General features: G+C 71.7%; 7 protein-coding genes (1 of these 7 only partly in view). 3 read left to right on the top strand and 4 right to left on the bottom strand.

Annotated elements, in window-relative coordinates:
• Positions 1-14: 14 nt before the first annotated feature.
• Positions 15-911, bottom strand: coding sequence for an ABC transporter permease (locus P3T34_RS03905; protein ID WP_280664555.1), 897 nt, complete (start codon positions 909-911; stop codon positions 15-17).
• A complete protein-coding gene (locus P3T34_RS03900; protein ID WP_280664554.1) occupies positions 908-1,768 on the bottom strand; it encodes an ABC transporter ATP-binding protein in 861 nt (286 codons plus the stop codon). Before P3T34_RS03900 ends, P3T34_RS03905 begins: the two co-directional genes overlap by 4 nt.
• Positions 1,769-2,109: 341 nt before the next feature.
• Between P3T34_RS03900 and P3T34_RS03895 the strand changes: the two genes are divergently transcribed.
• Genes P3T34_RS03895 through P3T34_RS03885 form a run of 3 tightly spaced genes read left to right on the top strand, consistent with a single transcriptional unit; the run spans position 2,110 to position 5,234 of the window.
• Complete coding sequence (locus P3T34_RS03895) at positions 2,110-3,810, top strand: sensor histidine kinase (protein WP_280664553.1); 1,701 nt, start codon at positions 2,110-2,112, stop codon at positions 3,808-3,810.
• The gene (locus P3T34_RS03890) at positions 3,807-4,508 is read left to right on the top strand and encodes a response regulator (RefSeq protein WP_280664552.1); all 702 of its coding nucleotides are present in this window, start codon (positions 3,807-3,809) and stop codon (positions 4,506-4,508) included. The genes P3T34_RS03895 and P3T34_RS03890 overlap by 4 nt, the downstream gene beginning before the upstream one ends.
• A gap of 15 nt (positions 4,509-4,523) precedes the next feature.
• Positions 4,524-5,234 (top strand): class I SAM-dependent methyltransferase, encoded by a 711-nt coding sequence (locus P3T34_RS03885; protein WP_280664551.1) that lies wholly within the window; start codon positions 4,524-4,526, stop codon positions 5,232-5,234.
• A gap of 74 nt (positions 5,235-5,308) precedes the next feature.
• On the opposite strand, the gene P3T34_RS03880 is transcribed toward P3T34_RS03885, so the two are convergent.
• The gene (locus P3T34_RS03880) at positions 5,309-18,781 is read right to left on the bottom strand and encodes a non-ribosomal peptide synthetase (RefSeq protein ID WP_280664550.1); all 13,473 of its coding nucleotides are present in this window, start codon (positions 18,779-18,781) and stop codon (positions 5,309-5,311) included.
• Positions 18,778-20,481: the 3' end of a non-ribosomal peptide synthase/polyketide synthase gene (locus tag P3T34_RS03875; protein ID WP_280671808.1), read on the bottom strand. 20,475 nt of this gene lie beyond the right edge of the window; 1,704 of the gene's 22,179 nt are visible here — the last part of the coding sequence; its start codon lies off the right edge, out of view; its stop codon occupies positions 18,778-18,780. The genes P3T34_RS03880 and P3T34_RS03875 overlap by 4 nt, the downstream gene beginning before the upstream one ends.

The raw sequence follows: 20,481 nt of genomic DNA, 5'->3' as shown, positions 1-20,481 counted from the left end.
TGGGGGTGGGGGCGTCAGAGGGCCGCGGCCTCGGACGGCGCCGGCGGGCGCCAGGAGAGCAGCCGCCGCTCCAGCTTGGTGATGAGCCACTCGGCGGTCAGCGCGATGATCGCGATCACGAACATCGTGGCGAACACCCCGTTGGGGTCGAAGCTGTTCTGGGCGGTCTTGATGACCAGCCCCAGACCGCTCTGGGCGCCCAGCACCTCGCCGACGAGCGCGCCGACGATGGCGAATCCGAAGGCGGTGTGCAGGCTGGCGATGATCCAGGTGAGGGCGGAGGGCACAACCACGTGGCGCACGACCTGCAGCGGCGACGCGCCGAGCACCCTCGCGTTGGCGAGGATGTTGCGATCCACCTCCCGCACGCCCTGGAACGCGTTGAAGAAGACCACGAAGAACACCAGCACCGCGGCGAGCAGCACCTTGGGCGTCTGACCGATGCCGAAGGCCACCACGAAGATCGACCCGAGCACGATGCGCGGAATGGCGTTCACGACCTTGATGTACGGCCCGAACACGTCGGCGAGGAACCGGTTCTGGCCCAGCGCGACACCCAGCACGATTCCCGTGACCGAGCCGAGCACGAAGCCGAACAGCGCCTCCCGCAGGGTGGTCTCGATCTGGACCCAGTACGAGCCGAACTCGGTGGCCTGGTCCCCCTGCGAGAAGTAGTCGACCAACCGCCCGGCGATCCCGCTGGGCTGCCCGAAGAAGAAGGGGTCGAGCCACCCCAGCGTGGTGACCAGCTGCCAGCCGCCGACGACCAGCACGGCCACCGCGAGCCGGGCCGCCAGCACCAGCAGCCTGCGCCGCCGGACCGCGCGGACCCCCGCGCCGGTGGCGGCGAGTTCCGCGGCCGGGGCCTTGGCCGCGACCTTGTCGGCAGGTGCCGTGGAGGCACTGCTCATGACTTCTCTCCCGTCGTGCGTGCGTAGGCGCGCTCCACCTCTTCGCGAAGCGACGCCCAGATCTGGTGGTGGAGCTCGAGGAAGCGGGGCATGAAGCGGATGTCCTGCACCGAGCCGCGCGGGCGCGGCAGGTCGATGTCGTAGACGGCCTTCACCGAGCCGGGACCGGAGGTCATGACGACCACGCGGTCGGCGAGGGCGACGGCCTCCTCCAGGTCGTGGGTGATGAAGAGGACCGAGGGCCGCAGCTGCTCCCAGAGGCCGATCAGCTCGTTCGACATGATCGCCTTGGTCTGGACGTCGAGCGCCCCGAACGGCTCGTCCATCAGCAGGATCGACGGTTCGTTGATCAGCGCGGCGGCCATCGCCACCCGCTTGCGCATGCCGCCGGAGAGCTGGTGGGGGTGGTGGTCCTCGAAGCCGGCCAGGCCGACCCGGCGCAGCCAGTCCCGTGCCGAGGTGTGGGCCTGCTTCTTTCCGACGCCGCGGAACATCGGGCCCATCGCCACGTTGCCGAGCACGGTCTTCCAGGGCAGCAGCGCGTCGGCCTGGAACATGAAGCTGATGCCGTCGGTGATGCCGTCCACCTCGCGGCCGCCGACCCGGACCGTGCCCTCGCTCGGCCGGTCCAGGCCGGACACCAGGCCCAGCGTCGTCGACTTCCCGCAGCCGGTCGGCCCGACCACCGCGCAGAACTGGCCCGGCTCGACGTCGAAGGTCACCTCGCTCAGCGCGGTGAAGGCCTCGCCGCTGGGGGACAGGAACCTCTTGGTCACCCCGGATATCTCGATCCGGGCGTCTGCCCGACCGCTGCGGCCGGTGGCCGGGCTCGTCGCGACGTCGTCTCGCACAGCCATCGAATCCGTCTCCTCGTCTGGGACCGAGGCAGTCCGGTGCCGGGCGCCGGGTCTGCCTGCTTGCTGCCTGCTGCTTGTTGCTTGTTGCTTGTTGCTTGTTGCTTACTGCTTCCTGCGCAACCCCCCGTTTGTTTCGGGGGTGTTGCGTGGTGTCCGGACCGTAGGACAGGGCGGCTGGCCGGCGGCAGTCTTGCGAGCATTGCGCGGCTTCATCGCGTTGCTGCGGGTTCTGCTCGTTCTGCGCACCGCCGCAGGGGTGGGCAAACCGGCCGCCACCAGGCACAATCGCCGGGACATGCAGGCGGGCATCGGGGAGCCGGAGCGGTACGGAGGTGGGCCCGATGGCCCGATCGAGCGGGCAGGGCCGGAAGCTCTCGGCGCGGATCCTGGTCAGCCAGCTGGTCATCCTGGCCATCACCAGCGCGATCGGCTTCGTGCTGCTGGCCTACGCGCAGCGGGCTCAGCTGGACCGCGAGTACGAGCAGCGGGCGCTCGCCATCGCCAGGACCGCGGCCGCCGATCCGCAGATCAGCCAGGCCATGGCGGACGGCGGGGGCGGGGACGTCGTGCAGCGGGTGGCCAACCGGATCGAGACCGCCTCCGGCGCGGCCTACGTCGTGGTCATCGACCTCCACGGGATCCGGCACTCCCACCCGCACCCCGACCTGATCGGCAAGGCGGTGAACGAGCCGATCGCCGTGCTGGACGGCCGGTCGTACACCGGGATGGACAACGGCGCGACCGGCCGCTCGGCCAACGCCAAGGCGCCGCTGTACGGGCCGACGGGCACGCTGGCCGGTGAGGTGTCCGTGGGGATCAACGAGCGCGACGTCCTCGGACAGCTTCGCCACGAGCTCTCCAGCTTCGGCCTGTACGCCGCGATCGCGCTGGCGGTCGGCTCCGTCGCCTCCTACGTCCTGGCCCGCCGGCTCAAGCGCTCCACCTTCGGACTGGAACTGGAGGAGATAGCCGGCCTGCTCCAGGACCGCGAGGCGATGCTGCACGGCATCCGGGAGGGCGTCCTGGCCTTCGACCCGCAGGACCGGATCACCGTGGTCAACGACGAGGCCCGCTGCCTGCTCGGGTTCGGCACCGCGCTCGGCTCCCGCCTCGAGGAGCTGCTCCCGGACGGCCGGCTGCGACGGGCCCTGGACGGCACCCTGGAGGGCGCCGACCTCACCGTCCTCACCGACAGCCACTGCCTGGCCGTCAACCGGATGCCGGTCGCGCTGCACGGCCGCGCGCTGGGCGCCGTCGTCACGGTCCGCGACCGCACCGAACTAGTCGGCCTGCTCAGGGAGTTGGACTCGGTCCGCGGCCTCACCGACGCGCTCCGCGCCCAGCAGCACGAGTTCGCCAACCGCCTGCACACGCTGGCCGGCCTGCTGGAACTCGGCGAGCACCAGGCCGCCCTGGACTACGCGGTCGAACTCGGCCGGACCGACCCGCCGATGGCCGCAGAGGTCCGCGACCGGATCGGCAACCCCCTGATGGTGGGGCTGATCGTGGCCAAGACCACGGTGGCAGCCGAGCGGGGAGTGCGGATCGAGCTCACCGATGAGTCCCGGCTCGGTGAGCAGCCCGGCCACCTGCGCCGGCTGCTCACCATCACCGGCAACCTGCTGGACAACGCCGTCGAGGCGGCCCGGGGACACGGCCGGTGCGAGGTGCGGCTCGCGCTGGTCGAGAGCCCCGAGGCGATCACCGTGCGGGTCCAGGACACCGGCCCGGGCATCCCGCCGGGCTCGGCCGAGCGGATCTTCGAGGACGGCTGGTCCACCAGCCCCGACCGCGGCACCGCCCGCCGCGGCCTGGGCCTGGCCCTGGTGCACCGGCTGGTCCAGCGCCACGGCGGAATCATCACCGTGAGCGAGGGCCCGGGGGCGGTCTTCACCGTCCGACTCCCGCTGCCCGACCACGAACCCGCACCTCTCGGCGCCCTCTTCACGGTGCCGCCGCTCATCCCCGAACCTGCGAGCGCCGTACCCGTGAGGCCTGAGCCCGCAAGCCCCGAAACCGCCATCCTGGAGGGCGCGTTGTGATCAGAACCCTGGTGATCGACGACGACTTCCGGGTCAACGCCATCCACTGCGCCTACGTGGGCCGGGTGCCCGGCTTCGAAGTGGTCGGACAGCAGGCCACCGTGGCCGGCTCCGTCGAGGCCGTCCGGTCGCTGCGCCCCGACCTGCTGCTGCTGGACGTCTATCTGCCCGACGGCAGCGGCCTCGACGTGCTGCGCACCCTGACCGCCGACCCGGAGGGCAGCCGGCCCGACGCCCTGGTGATCACGGCGGCCCGCGACGTCGCCTCGGTCCGCGCCGCCATGCAACTCGGCGCCACCGGCTACCTGGTCAAGCCGTTCGGCTTCACCGCGCTCGCCGAACGGCTGGACGGCTACCGCGAGTTGCGGACCCGGATGGCCGCCCTCGACCCGGCCGCCGAGAACGGCCAGGCCGAGGTGGACGCCCTCTTCAGCGCGGTGCGCCCCGCCGCGCTGCCCGCCGTCCCGGCCAAGGGCCACTCGGCGCCGACCCTCTCGGTGGTGCTGGCCGCGGTCCGCGCGGAGCCGGGTGACCTGTCGGCCAGCCAGGTCGCGACCCGGACCGGCGTCTCCCGGGCCACCGCCCAGCGCTACCTCTCCTACCTGGTGCGCGAGGGCCTCGTGAGCCTTGAGCTGCGCTACGGCACCACCGGGCGGCCCGAACACCGCTACCGCTCCACCGCCCGACTCCTCGCCTAGCCTTACGCTGGGCCGGTGTTCTCTCCAGAAGGCCCCTCACTGCGAGACCTGATCGTCCAGGCGCTGTCCTCGGTCGAGCACGGCTACGACCTGCTCGCTCCCCGGTTCGACCACACGCCCTTTCGCACGCCCGACCGCATCCTCGACGCGACCGCCCACGCGCTGCGCCCGCTCGGGCCGTTCGGCCGGGGACTGGACGTGTGCTGCGGGACCGGCGCCGGCCTGCGGGTCCTGGAGACGGTGTGCCAGGGCCGGTCGACGGGCGTCGACTCCAGCGCCGGCATGCTCGCGGAGGCCGGCCGGGCGTACCCGGGCGCGGAGTGGGTCCGCGCCGACGCGCGGGCGCTGCCCTTCGCGGAGGCCTTCGACCTCGCGGTCAGCTTCGGAGCCCTCGGCCACTTCCTGCCCGCCGAGCGGCCCGCGCTCTTCGCCGGGGTGTACCGCGCGCTGCGGCCCGGCGGGCTCTTCGCCGTTCCGGTCGGCGCGCCCCCGCCGATCACCTCGCCCTGGTACTGGGTGCTGGCCGGGTTCGACGCGGCGATGCGGGTACGGAACGCGCTGTGGCGGCCCCCTTTCGTCATGTACTACCGTACCGCCCCGTTGCAGGCGCTGCGCACGGACCTGGCGGCGGCCGGCTTCACCGTGACGACCGAGCCGCTGGAGCTCCTGGGGTGGCGCGAGGACGGCAGCCCGCGGTGCCGGCTGGTGCTGGCGCGCAGGCCGTAGGCGGGTGGGCGGCCCGCCTGCCCGCCTGCCCGCCCGCCCGCCCGCCTGCCCGCCCCGGAAGCTGCGTCCTTCGGTCAGCTCTCGCCCTTTGTGAAGGCGGTGATCGCCTGGGCGATCTCCGCGAGGGGCCCCGGATCCATCAGGCCGTGGTGGGTGGCGTCGAGGTGGCGGTCGATGATGCGGCCCTCGACGTGCGGGGCCCAGGCGCTGGCCGGCGGGGTGCCCTCGCCGCGCTGCCGGGTGGCGGTGAAGAAGAGCACGTCGCCGCGGAAGTGAGCGGGTTCGAAGTCCCGCATCATCGTGACGTGGCGCTCCCAGGCCCCGCCCATGGCGGCGAGATCCTCGGCGGAGAAGGACGAGAACGACCCGTCCACCAGGCTCTGCAGCACCTGCTCCCGGGTGAGCGGCGTACCCTGCGGGCTCGGGCGTTCGACCTGGAACATCTCCAGGAAGACCGCCAGCGTCTCCTGTTCGTCCCGTTCCGTGCCCTTCACGGTGTAGGTCGCGTACGGGTAGGCGTCCAGGATGGCGAGCACGGCCACCTCCTCGCCGAGGCCCTGCAGGTGGCTGGCGATGGCGTGGACCACCAGGCCGCCGAAGGAGTGACCCAACAGGTGGTACGGGCCCGACGGTTGGACCTCGCGGATGAGGGTCACGTAGTCGGCGGCCATCTGCTCGACGGTGTCGGGCAGTTCCTCGGTCCGGGTGAGGCTGCGCGCCTGGAGGGCGTAGAGCGGACGGTCGGGCAGGTAGGGCAGCAGGCGGCTGTAGCCCAGGCCGACGCCGTACCCGGCATGGACGCAGAACAGCGGCGCCAGCGCACCCTCGCGGCGCAGCGGCATCAGCTCGGCGAACTTGTCGCCGAGCTCGGCGCCTGCCCCGAGCCGCTGCGCGAGGCCGGCCACGGTGGGCGCCTCGAAGAGGTCCCGCAGGGCCAGCTCCTCGCCCAGGGTGGTGCGGATGCGGCTGAGCAGGCGGGTGGCGAGGAGGGAGTGGCCGCCGAGGTCGAAGAAGTCGTCGTCGATGCCGACCCGGGGGAGGGCGAGGACTTCGGCGAACAGCGTGGCCAGCACCTCCTGCTGCGGGGTCTGGGCGTCGCGGCCGGTGGTGGTCGTGGTGGTGAGTTCGGGTGCGGGGAGCGCGCGGCGGTCGAGCTTGCCGTTGACGGTGAGGGGGAGGGCGTCCAGCGTGATGATCGCGCTGGGGATCATGTAGGCGGGCAGGGTGGCGGTGAGGTGGGTGCGCAGGGCTGCGGTGTCGAGCGCGCCTGTGGGGACGAGGTAGGCGATGAGGCTCTTGTCGCCGGGGGTGTCCTCGCGGACGATGGCGGCGGCTTGGGCGACGCTGGGGTGGGTGGTCAACGCGGCTTCGATCTCGGTGAGTTCGATGCGGAAGCCGCGGAGTTTGACCTGCTGGTCGGCGCGGCCGGCGTACTCGATCTCGCCGTGGTGGTTCCAGCGGGCGAGGTCGCCGGTGCGGTACATCCGGGTTCCGGGTGCGTCGAAGGGGCAGGCGGTGAAGCGTTCGGCGGTGAGGGCCGGGCGGTCGTAGTAGCCGCGGGCGAGGCCTGCTCCGGTGAGGTAGAGCTCGCCGATGCTGCCCACGGGGACCGGGCGCAGGCTCGTGTCGAGGATGTAGGCGTGCATGTTGTCGAGGGGGCGGCCGATGGGGAGGGGGCCGGGTCGGGTGGTGGCGGTGTGGGTGGTGGCGAAGGTGGTGGTTTCGGTGGGTCCGTAGCCGTTGACGATGGTGAGGTCGGGGCAGGTGGCGTGGAGGCGGGCGACGGCGGTGGGGGAGACGGTGTCACCGCCGGTCCACACCTCGCGCACTGCGCGGAGGCAGCCGGGATCTTCCTCCGTGATCAGGGCGAAGAGGCCGGCGGTGAGCCAGAGGGCGGTGACGTGGTGCTCGGTGATGAGGTGGCGCAGTGTGGTGGGGGTGATGTCGCCGGCGGGGGCGATGACGAGTTGGCGGCCGGTGAGGAGGGGTGTCCAGAGTTCGAGGGTGCTGGCGTCGAAGGAGTGCGGGGAGTGCAGGAGGACGCGGTCCATGGCTGGGCCGGTGAATCGGCGGTCGGTGGCGAGGGCGGTGATGTCGTGGTGGGTGACGGCGACGCCCTTGGGGCGGCCGGTGGAGCCGGAGGTGTACATCACGTACGCCAACTGGGCTGCGTGGCAGGGGATGTCGGGGGTGTCGGCGTGTTCGTCGTGGCCGACGGTGAGGGTGGTGAGGCCCAGTTCTGTGGCTTCGGTCTGTGTGGTGGTGTCGGTGAGGATGAGTTTGGCGCCGGTCTCGGTGACGATGGCCTGGCGATGGGCGAGGGGGTAGCGCGTGTCGAGGGGGATGTAGCAGCCGCCGGCCTTGATGATCGCGAGGAGGGCGATGACCAGGTCGGCGGAGCGTTCCATCAGGACGGCGACCGCGCTCTCGGCGACGGTGCCTTCGGCGATCAGGCGTCGGGCGAGGCCGTTGGCGCGTGCGTCCAACTGCGCGTAGGTCATGGCGGATTCGCCGCAGACGAGCGCCACCGCCTCCGGTGTCCGCCCGACCTGCGCGGCGAACAGCTCGGGCAGCGTGCCCGTGACCGGCGCGACCGCGGTGTCGTTCCACTCGGTCAGGATCCGCCGCCGCTCCACCTCGTCGAGCACCTGGACCGATCCCAGGGTCGTCTGCGGCGCACTCTCCAACGCCCCGACCAGCCCGGCGAGTGCCGTGTGCAGCAGCGTGCAGACCCGTTCGGCGTCGATCGGGGCCAGCGCCTGCGCGGTGAGGACGAACCCGGAACCGAGGTCGTCAATCGACACGGTGAGCGGGTAGTTGGTGCGCTCCCGGCTGTGCAGGACCTCGATGCCCGGCGGCTCCGCGTCGGGAGCGGCCTCCGCGGCCTCGTGGCTGTGCCGGTAGTTGAGCAGCGCGGTGAACAGCGGTGCCGACCCGGCGATGCCACTTGCTTTCTGGACGAGCGACAGCGGAGCGTGCTCGTGCACCAGCAGGTGCGCGAGCTGCCCGCGCATCGCGAGCAGCGCCTGCGCCACCGTCACACCGGCGGTCGGCACCCGTACCGGCAGGGTGTTGATGAACAGCCCCGGCGCCCGGTCGGCGCCGCTGCCACCGCTCATGCGGCCGAACAGGACCGTGCCGAACACCACGTCGTCGCGGTGCGAGGTCGCCGCGACCACGCGGGCCCAGGCCACGTGGAAGACGGCGGCCGCACTCACGCCCTGGCGGCGCGCCTGCTCCCGCACCCGCTCCGCCAGCTCCGCCTCCACGCGCAGCTTGGCCTGCGCCACCGCGCCGGCGTCCCCGTGCACGTCCAACAGGCCGAAGGGCGCGGTGGGTTCGGTGACGTCGCCGAGCAGGTCGGCGAAGAAGCGCTCATGCTCCTCACGGGAGACCCGGAGCCGGGTCTGAGCGACGAAGTCGCGGAAAGGCTTTGGCGCCGGCAACTGGTCCTGCCTGCCGTCCAGCACGGCCTGGATCTCCTCCAGCAGGACCTCCATGGCGGTGTGGTCCGTCGTCAGGTGGTGGCGGGTGAGCAGCATCAGCCAGCGCCCGCTACCAGGCTCCGCCGCGCTGTGTCCGCTGCCCGGCTCCGCCGCGATGTGGGCCCGCAGCAGCGGCGCCCGTCCCAGGTCCATGGACGCGGGGCAGGCGGCGGAGAGTTGGGCCACCGGATCGCTGCCGTCGCCGTCCAACTCGACGAGTTCCACCGGTAGTACAGCTCGGCGGGCGACCACCTGGACGGGCTCGGGCAGGCCCTGCCAGAGCACGGCGGTGCGCAGGACGTCGTGCCGGTCGACCACGTGCTGCAGCGCACCGAGGAAGGCGTCGAGGCGCTGCCGCGAGTCGAAGGTCAGCACGGTCGGCAGTACGTAGACGTCATCGCCGGTGGCGTTCATCAGGTGGTGGAAGAAGATGCCCTCCTGGAGGGGGGCGAGCGGGTAGATGTCGGCGATGTTCGCCGCACCACCCGGGAAGACCGAGACGATCCGGTCGATCTCCTCGGCCGTCAGCTCCACCAGCGGGAGCAGGTCGGGGGTGATCGCCTGGGCGTCGGCGGGGATCAGGTTCGGCGGCACCAGCACCTCGCCGACCGCGGAGGCTGCGGCCAGGCCGGCGACGGTGGGGGAGGTGAAGAGAGCGCGTACGTTGATCTGGACGCCCCGGGTGCGCAGCCGTTCCACCAGCGAGACCGCGAGCAGCGAGTGGCCGCCGAGCTGGAAGAAGTCGTCGTCAAGACCCACCTTCGGCACCCCGAGGACCTGCGCGAACACCTCGCAGAGTGCCTCCTCGCGCAGCGTGGCGGGCGCGCGGTAGAGCGTGCCCGCGACGAAATCCGGTGCGGGCAGCGCCCGTCGGTCCAGCTTCCCGTTCACCAGCAGCGGCAGCGCGTCCAGCACGACGAGCGCCGCCGGCACCATGAAGTCGGGCAGCCTCGCCGCGAGATGGGCGCGGACCGCCGCCGGGTCCAGGTCGCCCGCGGGGACGGCGTAGCCGACCAGCCTCTTGTCCCCGGGAACGTCCTCGCGGACCACGACGGCGGCCTGCGCCACCGCCGGGTGGGCGCTCAACACCGCCTCGACCTCGCCGACCTCGATCCGGTAGCCGCGGATCTTCACCTGGTGGTCGGTGCGGCCCGCGTACTCCAGGCTGCCGTCCGCACGCCAGCGCGCCAGGTCGCCGGTGCGGTACAGCCGGGAGCCCGGGGCCCCGAACGGATCTGCCACGAAGCGCTCCGCCGTCAGGTCGGGGCGGTTCAGGTAGCCGCGCGCCAACTGAACGCCGGAGACGTACAGTTCGCCCGTGGAGCCGGGTGGCACCGGCCGCAGGCCGGCGTCGAGGACGTAGACGCGGGTGTTCCAGGACGGGCGGCCGATCGGCACGGACCCGCCGCCGGTCTCGCCGGCGCAGGCCCACTCGGTGGCCTCCACCGAGGTCTCCGTCGGCCCGTAGAAATTGTGCAGCGACACGCTTGGCAGCGCGTGCGTGAAGCGGTCCCGCAGCTCCGCCGACATCACCTCGCCGCCGCACATCAACGTGCGCAACCCCGTACCCGCCGTAGCCGTAGCCGTAGCCGTAGCCGTCGGCTCGCTCAGGAACGCATGAAGCATCGACGGGACGAAGTGCGCGACCGTCACCCGCTCGCGCCCGATCAGCTCGGCCAGATACCCCGGATCGCGGTGGCCGCCGGGACGCGCCACCACCAGCGTCGCACCCTGCGACAGCGGCCAGAAGACCTCCCAGACCGAGACGTCGAAGCCGAACGGTGTCTTCTGCAGCAGCCGGTCCGAGGCCGTCAGGCCGTAGATGCCCTGCATGCACGCCAGCCGGTTCACGATTCCCGCGTGCGGAACCACGACACCCTTGGGCCGACCCGTCGATCCCGAGGTGAAGATCACATAGGCCGGGTGCTCGGAACGCAATCCGCGGTCCCCGAGATCGTCTGTGTCGTGGCGTGCGGCCTCGGCCTCGGCCATCAGCTCCGGCGTCACCACCACCGACGCGTCCACCTCGCCGAGTACGTAGGCGATGCGCTGCGGCGGGTAGTCCGGGTCCACGGGCAGATACGCGCCACCGGCCTTCACCACCGCGAGGAGCGCCACCACCAGCTCGACCGAGCGCTCCATCAGCACCGGCACCACCGACTCCGGTCCCACCCCGCGCTCTGCGAGCAGGCGGGCCAGGCGGTTGGCGCGGGCGTTCAGCTCGGTGTAGCTCAGCTCGATGTCCTCGAACACCACGGCCACCGCGTCGGGCGTGCGGGCGACCTGCGCCTCGAAGAGCGCCGGCAGTGTGGTCGCGGGGACCTCGTGCGCGGTGTCGTTCCACTCGAGCAGCATCCGGCGCCGCAACTCGGGGTCCAGGACGTCGATCTGCTGCAGCGGGGTGTCGGGTGCGCTCTCCAGGGCGGTGACCAGCCCCTGGAGGGCGGTGTGCGCCAGGGCGCAGACGAGCTCGGGGTCAAGTGGCGCGACCGCGTGGACCGAGAGCCTGAAGTCGGCGCCGAGGTCGTCGATCGCCATGGTGAGCGGGTAGTTGGTGCGGTCGCGACCGTGCCGGACCTCGATCCCCTGCGGCTCGTCCCACTCGGCCTGCTCGCCCTGTCCGACTGCCTCGCCGGTGTGGCCGTGGCGGTAGTTGAGCAGCGCGGTGAAGAGCGGCGCCGGGGCGGTGACGCCGCTGGCCTGCTGGGCGAGCGCGAGGGGGGCGTGCTCGTGGACGAGGAGGTCGGCGAGGCGACCGCGCATGGTGAGGACGGCGTCGCGCACGCTGAGTGTGGTGTTCAGGCGCACGGGGAGGGTGTTGAGGAACAGCCCCGGCACGCGGTCGGCGCCGGCGCCGGCGTTCATCCGGCCGAAGAGCAGGGTGCCGAAGACGACGTCGTCGTGCTGGGAGGTGGCGGCGACGACGCGGGCCCAGGCGACGTGGAAGAGCGTGGCCGGACTGATGCCCAGCGCGCGGGCGCGCTCGCGGAGCCGGGCGGCGAGGTCGGGGTCGAGTGCGAGGGCGGCTTCGGTGATGCGCGTGCCGTCGCCGCGGACGTCCAGCAGGCCGAAGGGGGCGGTGGGTTCGGTGACGTCGCCGAGCAGGTCGGCGAAGAAGCGCTCATGCTCCTCGCGGGAGACGCCGAGGAGTGCCTGGGCGACGAAGTCGCGGAACGGCAGGGGGGTGGGGAGCCGGTCCTGTTCGCCGGCCAGGATCGCCCGGATCTCGGCCAGCAGGACGTCCAGCGCGGTGTGGTCGGTGACCAGGTGGTGGCGCTGGAGCTGGAGGAGCCAGCGTTCGCCTGCTGGACCGGTGGTGGGTTCGGCGGCGATGTGGGCGCGCAGGAGGGGTGCCTGGGTCAGGTCCATCGAGGCCGGGCAGGCGGCGGCGAGTTCGGCTGCGGGGTCCTGGGTGTTGTGGAGCTGGTGTTGCTGGACGGGGAGGGCGGCGTGGCGGGCGACGACCTGGACGGGTTCGGCGAGGCCTTGCCAGAGGACGGCGGTGCGCAGGATGTCGTGGCGGTTGATCACGTGCTGGAGGGCGGCGAGGAAGGTGTCGAGGCGCTCGCGTGAGTCGAAGGTCAGGGCGGTCGGCAGAACATACGGGTCCTGGTCGTCCGTGGCCAGGAGGTGGTGGAAGAAGATGCCTTCCTGGAGGGGGGCGAGGGGGTAGATGTCGGAGATGTTGGGCGCGCCGCCGGGGAAGGTGGAGACGATGCGGTCGAGTTCGTCGGTGGTCAGCTTCGCCAGGGGGAGCATGTCGGGGGTGATCGTGTGGGTGTCGGCGGGGATGAGGTTGGGCGGTACCACTACTTGACCGGCTGTGGTGGTGGTGGCGGCGGTGGTCAGGCCGGCGACGGTGGGTGAGGTGAAGAGGGTGCGGACGTTGATGTGGATGTCGTGGTTGCGCAGGCGTTCGACGAGGGTGACGGCGAGGAGGGAGTGGCCGCCGAGTTCGAAGAAGTCGTCCTCCAGGCCGACTCGGGGGACTGCGAGGACGTCGGCGAAGGTGTCGCAGAGTGTCTGCTCGTGGGGTGTGGAAGGTGCGCGGTAGGCGGTGGTGGTGGTGAGGTCGGGTGCGGGGAGGGCGTGGCGGTCGAGTTTGCCGTTGACGGTGAGGGGGAGTGCGTCGAGGGTGATGATCGTGGCGGGGATCATGTAGTCGGGGAGCGTGGTGGCGAGGTGGGCGCGTAGGGCTGCGGGGTCGAGGTCGTCGGTGGGGACGATGTAGGCGACCAGGCGCTTGTCCCCGGGTGAGTCCTCACGCAACAGGACGGTTGCCTGAGCGACCCCCTCTTGGGAGGTCAACGCGGCTTCGATTTCGGCGAGTTCGATGCGGTAGCCGCGGAGTTTGATCTGGTCGTCGGTGCGGCCGAGGTATTCGAGGTTGCCGTTGGTGCGCCAGCGGGCGAGGTCGCCGGTGCGGTACATGCGGGTGCCGGCCTGGCCGTGGGGGTCGGCGATGAAGCGTTCGGCGGTGAGGGCGGGGCGGTGGAGGTAGCCGCGGGCGAGCTGGGTGCCGGCGATGTAGAGCTCGCCGGCCGTACCCACCGGCACCGGTTGCAGCGTGCTGTCCAGGACGTAGGCGCGGGTGTTCCACATCGGTTTGCCGATGGGGACGGTGTTGGTGGGTTCTTGGTCGGTGCCGAGGGGGTAGTCGGTGCAGCCGACGGTGGCCTCGGTGGGTCCGTAGTGATTGACGATGGCGACGTGGGGGTGGCGTCGTCGCCACTGTGCGAGTTGTGCGGGTTGTGCGGCTTCGCCGCCGACCATGAGTCGGCCGGTGGGGACGTGGGCGTCGGTGAGGGCGTCGAGGTAGGCCAGGCCGCTGGGTGTCGTTTTGAGGAAGGTCAGCGGCTGTCCGGTGAGGGCCTGGGGCAGGTGTTCGTCGAGCGGGGCGACGCGTACTTGGCCGCCGGTGGTGAGTGCGCCGTAGAGGGCGGTGACGCCGGCGTCGAAGGAGATGGAGGCGTGCAGCAGGGTGCTGCCGCTGAGCTCGGGGTAGGCCTTCGCGGCGCGGGTGAGGTAGTTGACGAGCCCGGCGTGGGGGAGGACGACGCCCTTGGGGCGGCCGGTGGAGCCGGAGGTGTAGATGACGTAGGCGGGGTGCTGCGGGGTGGTGGCGGTGGTGAGGTTCTGGCCGCTGTAGCCGGAGGTCGAGGTCTCGTCGATCAGCAGCAGTTGAGTGTGCGTCGGCGTCTCGGCGCGGTCCGCGCAGGAGCTGGTGGTGAGCAGCACCTGCGGCTGGGAGTCGTGGAGGAGGTAGGCGATCCGGTCGGCCGGGTAGTCGGGGTCGACGGGCACGTAGGCGCCGCCGGCCTTGAGGACGGCGAGCAGGGCGACCACCAGGTCGGCGGAACGCTCCAGGAGGACGGCGACCAGGGACTCGGGGCCGACTCCGTGCTCGGTGAGCAGGTGGGCCAGGCGGTTGGCGCGGGTGTTCAGCTCGACGTAGCTGAGGGTGGTGTTGTCGTGGACGACGGCCACCGCGTCGGGCGTGCGAGCCACCTGCGCCTCGAAGAGTGCGGGCAGGGTGGTCGCCGGGACGTGGTGGGCGGTGTCGTTCCACTCGGTCAGGATGCGGTGCCGCTCGGCGCCGTCCAGGACCTCGACGTGCGTGACCGGTCGCTGCGGCTCGGCCAGCACCGCGTGCAGCACCCGCAGCAGGCGCTCGGCGAGCTGCTCGGCCGTCGTGGTGTCGAACAGGTCGGCGGCGAACGTGACCGTGCCACGCAGGCCGGCCGGCGCACCGTCGGAGTCGAAGGACTCGCCGAGGGTGAAAGCCAGGTCGAAGCGGGCTGCCAGCTGACCGGAGGGCACGAGGTCGGCCTGCAGGCCGGGCAGCTCCAGCACCGCCTGGGTGTTGTTCTGGAGGGTGAGCATGACCTGGAAGAGCGGGTGGCGGGCCATCGAGCGGGTGGGGGCGAGTTCTTCGACGAGGCGTTCGAAGGGGATGTCCTGGTGGGCGAAGGCGCCGAGGCCGGACTCGCGGACGCGGTGGAGCAGTTGGGTGAAGGTGGGGTCGCCGGTGAGGTCGGTGCGTAGGACGAGGGTGTTGACGAAGAAGCCGACCAGGTCGTCGAGGGCTTCGTCGGTGCGTCCGGCGACGGGGGTGCCGATGGGGATGTCGGTGCCGGCGCCGAGGCGGGAGAGCAGGGCGGCGAGTGCCGCCTGCAGCACCATGAACACGGTCACGCCTTCGGCTCGGGCGAGCTGCTGGAGGCGCTGGTGCAGCTCGGCGGGCACCGCGAGCTCGACTGTCCCGCCCTGGTGGCCGGCGACTGCCGGTCGCGGTCGGTCGGTCGGGAGGGTGAGTTCTTCCGGCAGCTCGGCCAGGGTGGCGCGCCAGTAGGCGAGTTGCTGCGACAGCACACTGTCCGGGTTCTCCGGCGAGCCGAGCAGCTCGCGCTGCCAGAGCGCGTAGTCCGCGTACTGCACCGGCAGCGGCTCCCACTGCGGCGCCAGGCCCGTCAGGCGGGCGGTGTAGGCAGTGGAGATGTCGCGGGCCAGCGGGCCCATGGACCAGCCGTCACCCGCGATGTGATGCACCACCACCAGGAGGACGTGCTCCTCCGCGCTCTGTGTGAACAGCCAGGCCCGCAGGGGCAGTTCGGTGCTCAGCTGGAATGCCTGTCCGGCTGCCCGAGCCACCGCCCGCTCGTCGAACGCGGCCACTGTCAGCAGTGGACCGGTCGCGTCGGCCCCACGGACGCGCTGGCAGGGCTGTCCGTCGACGGTGGCGACGGTCGTCCGCAGCACCTCGTGCCGGCCCACCACGTCGCACAGGGCGGCCTCAAGCGCCGCTGACTCCAGCGGGCCGGTCAGCCGCAGGCAGAGCGGGATGTTGTAGGTGGCGCTCGGCCCCTCCAACTCGCCGAGGAACCAGAGGCGTTGCTGGGCGAAGGAGACCGGCAGGACGTCCGGGCGCGGGCCCGCCACGAGTGCCGGTCGGCCCTGGTCCGCGCCGTCCAGGCGGTTGGCCAGTTCGGCGACGGTCGGTGCCTCGAAGAGTGCGCGGATCGGCAGTTCGACGTCCAGCGTCGTGCGGATGCGGCTGATCAGACGGGTGGCGAGCAGCGAGTGGCCGCCGAGGTCGAAGAAGCTGTCGTCCACGCTGACCTGCGGCAGGCCCAGCACCTGCGCGAACAGCTCGCAGAGGATCTCCTCGCGCGGGGTGCGCGGGTCGCGGCCGGTTGTCGTGCTGAGGTCGGGTGCAGGCAGCGCGCGGCGGTCGAGCTTGCCGTTGACGGTCAGCGGAAGCGAGTCGAGTGGGACGATCGCGGAGGGGACCGCGTATTCGGGCAGTGTCGCAGCGAGGTGGGCGCGCAGGGCGCTGGTGTCGAGCGCGTCTGCGGGGACGAGGTAGGCGATGAGGCTCTTGTCGCCGGGGGTGTCCTCGCGGACGATGGCGGCGGCTTGGGCGACGCTGGGGTGTGCGGTCAACGCGGCTTCGATCTCGGTGAGTTCGATGCGGAAGCCGCGGAGTTTGACCTGCTGGTCGGCGCGGCCGGCGTACTCGATCTCGCCGTGGTGGTTCCAGCGGGCGAGGTCGCCGGTGCGGTACATCCGGGTTCCGGGTGCGTCGAAGGGGCAGGCGGTGAAGCGTTCGGCGGTGAGGGCCGGGCGGTCGTAGTAGCCGCGGGCGAGGCCTGCTCCGGTGAGGTAGAGCTCGCCGATGCTGCCCACGGGGACCGGGCGCAGGCTCGTGTCGAGGATGTAGGCGTGCATGTTGTCGAGGGGGCGGCCGATGGGGAGGGGTCCGGGTTGGCGGGTGGCGGTGTGGGTGGTGGCGAAGGTGGTGGTTTCGGTGGGTCCGTAGCCGTTGACGATGGTGAGGTCGGGGCAGGTGGCGTGGAGGTGGGCGACGGCGGTGGGGGAGACGGTGTCGCCGCCGGTCCAGACTTCGCGCAGGCCGTGCAGGCATTCGGGGTCCTCTTCGGTGATGAGGGCGAAGAGGCCGGCGGTGAGCCAGAGGGCGGTGACGTGGTGCTCGGTGATGAGGTGGCGCAGTGTGGTGGGGGTGATGTCGCCGGCGGGGGCGATGACGAGTTGGCGGCCGGTGAGGAGGGGTGTCCAGAGTTCGAGGGTGCTGGCGTCGAAGGAGTGCGGGGAGTGCAGGAGGACGCGGTCCATGGCTGGGCCGGTGAATCGGCGGTCGGTGGCGAGGGCGGTGATGTCGTGGTGGGTGACGGCGACGCCCTTGGGGCGGCCGGTGGAGCCGGAGGTGTACATCACGTACGCCAACTGGGCTGCGTGGCAGGGGATGTCGGGGGTGTCGGCGTGTTCGTCGTGGCCGACGGTGAGGGTGGTGAGGCCCAGTTCTGTGGCCTCGGTCTGTGTGGTGGTGTCGGTGAGGATGAGTTTGGCGCCGGTCTCGGTGACGATGGCCTGGCGGTGGCCGAGGGGGTAGCGCGTGTCGAGGGGGATGTAGCAGCCGCCGGCCTTGATGATCGCGAGGAGGGCGATGACCAGGTCGGCGGAGCGTTCCATCAGGACGGCGACCGCGCTCTCGGCGACCGTGCCTTCGGCGATCAGGCGTCGGGCGAGGCCGTTGGCCCGTGCGTCCAACTGCGCGTAGGTCAGGGAGGATTCGCCGCAGACGAGCGCCACCGCCTCCGGTGTCCGCCCGACCTGCGCGGCGAACAGCTCGGGCAGCGTGCCCGTGACCGACGCGACCGCGGTGTCGTTCCACTCGGTCAGGATCCGCCGCCGCTCCACCTCGTCGAGCACCTCGACGGACGAGACCGGCCGGTCCGGCTGCTCCAGCGCGGCCCGCAGCACCCGGACGAAGCGCACGCCCAGCTGCTCGGCCATCTCCAGGTCGAAGAGGTCGAGCGCGAACGTCACGCTCCCGTGCAGCCCGGCCGGTACCCCGTCCGCGCCGGACTCCTCGTGGAAGGTGAAGGCCAGGTCGAATTTGGCGGGGGCCTGCCCCGCGGTCAGCGGCTCGGCCGTCAGGCCTGGCAGGTCCAGCGTCGGCCGGGCGTTGTTCTGCAGGGAGAGCATGACCTGGAAGAGCGGGTGGCGGGCCATCGAGCGGGTGGGGGCGAGTTCTTCGACCAGGCGCTCGAAGGGGACGTCCTGGTGGGCGAACGCCCCGAGACCGGCCTTCCGGACTCGGCCCAGCAGCTCGTTGAAGGACGGGTCGCCGGACAGGTCGGTGCGCAGCACCAGCGTGTTGACGAAGAACCCGATCAACTCGTTGAGCCCGTCGTCCATCCGCCCGGCGACCGCCGTGCCGATCGGGATGTCCGTACCGGCTCCCAGGCGCGACAGCAGCACGGCGAGCGCCGACTGCAGCACCATGAACACCGTGGCTCCCTTGGTGCGTGCCAACTCGACTATCCTGCCGTGCAGTTCGGCGGGGACGGCGAACTCGACCGTGCCGCCCCGGTGGCCGGCCACCGCCGGGCGCTGCCGCACGGCCGGCAGCGCCAGCTCCTCCGGCAGCTCGGCCAGCGTGGCGCGCCAGAAGGCCAGTTGCTCGCAGAGCAGGCTCTCCGGGTCGTCCTCCTCGCCCAGCAGCTCGCGCTGCCAGAGTGCGTAGTCCGCGTACTGGCCCGGCAGTTCCTCCCACTCGGGTGCGCGATCGGACAGCCGGGCCTGGTAGGCGACGGAGACGTCCTGGGCCAGCGGGCCCATCGACCAGCCGTCTCCGGCGATGTGGTGCACCACCAGCAGCAGCACGTGCTCGTCGGTGCTCCGCGAGAACAGCCAGGCCCGAAGCGGCAGTTCGTCCGACAGGTTGAAGACGCAGCGCGAGGCCCCGGCCACCGCCGCGGTGAGCGCCGCCTCGTCGAAGGCGGACGCGTTGACCGCGGTCAGCAGCCGGCCGACCGAGTCCGCCGGCCTGATGTCCTGCCACGGTTGCCCGTCGACCGCCGGGAAGACCGTGCGCAGCACCTCGTGCCGCCCCACCACGTCGCGCAGTGCGGCGTCCAGCACCTGGGCGTCCAGCCTGCCGGTCAGCCGGAGGCAGAGCGGGATGTTGTAGGTGGCGTTCGGCCCCTCCAACTCCGCCAGGAACCAGAGTCGCTGCTGTGCGAATGAAACGGGGATCATGAGGACTCCTTGTGCCCGCGCATCGGCCGGAAGGCGGGCCGTGCTTTCTTGTTCAGCTTGTTGAGTGCATCGAGTCGCTCGGCCACACCGGCGACCGTCGGTGCCTCGAAGAGGGCCTGGAGCGGCAGTTCGACGTTGAGTACCGTGCGGATCCTGCTGACCAGCCGGGTGGCCAGCAGGGAGTGCCCGCCCAGCTCGAAGAAGTTGTCGTCCATCCCGACCTCGGGCACGCCCAGGACCTGCGCGAAGGCCTCGCACAGCTGCTGTTCGCGGGGAGTGGCCGGAGCTCGGTGAGCAACCGTTGAGTTGAGGTCGGGGGCGGGCAGGGCCTTGCGGTCCAGCTTCCCGTTGGAGGTCAGCGGAAGCGCCCGCAGCAGGACGGCCGCCGACGGGACCATGTAGTCGGGCAGCGAGCCGGCCAGGTACTGGCGCAGGTCGTCGACGGTGACCGCCTGATCGGGCTGGGAGGACTGGTCGGCGAGGACGGCGTAGGCGACCAGGCGCTTGTCGCCGGGACGGTCCTCGCGGACGATCACCGCCGCGTCGTTGAGCGCCGGGTGGGCACTCAACACCGCTTCTACCTCGCCGAGTTCGATCCGGAAGCCGCGGATCTTCACCTGGTCGTCAGCCCGTCCGAGGAACTCCAGCTGCCCGTCCGGCGTCCACCGCACCAGGTCCCCGGTGCGGTACATGCGGGCACCGGCCGGGGCGAACGGGTCGGCCACAAAGCGCTGCGCGGTGAGGTCGGGACGGTTCAGGTAGCCGCGCGCCAGTCCGGTCCCGGCCAGGTACAACTCGCCGGCCGTACCCACCGGCACTGGGTGCAGCGCGGCGTCCAGCACGTAGGCGCGGGTGTTGTCCATCGGCCGCCCGATCGGCAGCACCGGTGGCACCGACTCGCTGCTGACCACCGGGACCTGGGTCGCGCAGAGCGTGGTCTCGGTCGGTCCGTAGGTATTGCGGACCACGATGCCGGGGCAGGCGTCCAGCACCCGCCGCACCGCCGTCGCCGGGACGATGTCGCCACCGGTGCCCACCTCGTGGACTCCGGCGAACGCGGACGGGTCGTCCTCCGCGAGCACCCGGAAGAGCCCCGCCGTCAGGTGCAGCTGCGTCAGCCGATGGCGTGCTGTCAGCGAGCGGATCGCCGCGGCGTCGAGCCGGCCCTCCGGGGCCACCACCACCGTGCCACCCGCCGTCAGCGGGACCCACAACTCGTAGGTGGAGGCGTCAAAGGCGTGCGGGGACTGGAAGAGCACGCGCTGCGGCACCGTCTCCTGCCAGCACCGGTCCGAGACCAACTCGACCACGCCGCGGTGGGTGTTGGCGATGCCCTTCGGCACTCCGGTGGAGCCGGAGGTGTACATCACGTACGCCGGCTGGTCGGGCAGGTTCCGCACTGCCAGGTTCTCCGCGCCACCGGTCCCGGTGGCCGCGTCGACCACCAGGACGTCGGCTCCCGCCGCCTCGACACCGCGCACGAACCCGTGCTCACGCGTGACCTCGTCCACCAGCAGCAGCCCGGCGCCCGCGTCCTGGTACACGACGCCCATCCGTGACTCGGGCGCCCGCGCGTCGATCGGCACGTACGCACCACCGGCCTTGAGCACGGCCAGCAACGTGACCACCAGGTCCGCCGAGCGCTCCATCAGCACGGGCACCAGCGTCTCCGGTCCCACCCCGCGCTGCGCGAGCAGGCG

This window comes from Kitasatospora sp. MAP12-44 (genome assembly GCF_029892095.1).
Lineage (GTDB): Bacteria > Actinomycetota > Actinomycetes > Streptomycetales > Streptomycetaceae > Kitasatospora.
Note: the sequence above shows the minus strand (reverse complement) of the source record. Positions and strands in the feature narration are given on the sequence as shown.

What these genes read in the sequence shown, in the direction of transcription:
- P3T34_RS03905 (WP_280664555.1), bottom strand. Translation starts at nt 911, where the DNA reads ATGAGCAGTGCCTCCACGGCACCTGCCGACAAGGTCGCGGCCAAGGCC.
- P3T34_RS03900 (WP_280664554.1), bottom strand. Translation starts at nt 1,768, where the DNA reads ATGGCTGTGCGAGACGACGTCGCGACGAGCCCGGCCACCGGCCGCAGC.
- P3T34_RS03895 (WP_280664553.1), top strand. Translation starts at nt 2,110, where the DNA reads ATGGCCCGATCGAGCGGGCAGGGCCGGAAGCTCTCGGCGCGGATCCTG.
- P3T34_RS03880 (WP_280664550.1), bottom strand. Translation starts at nt 18,781, where the DNA reads ATGATCCCCGTTTCATTCGCACAGCAGCGACTCTGGTTCCTGGCGGAG.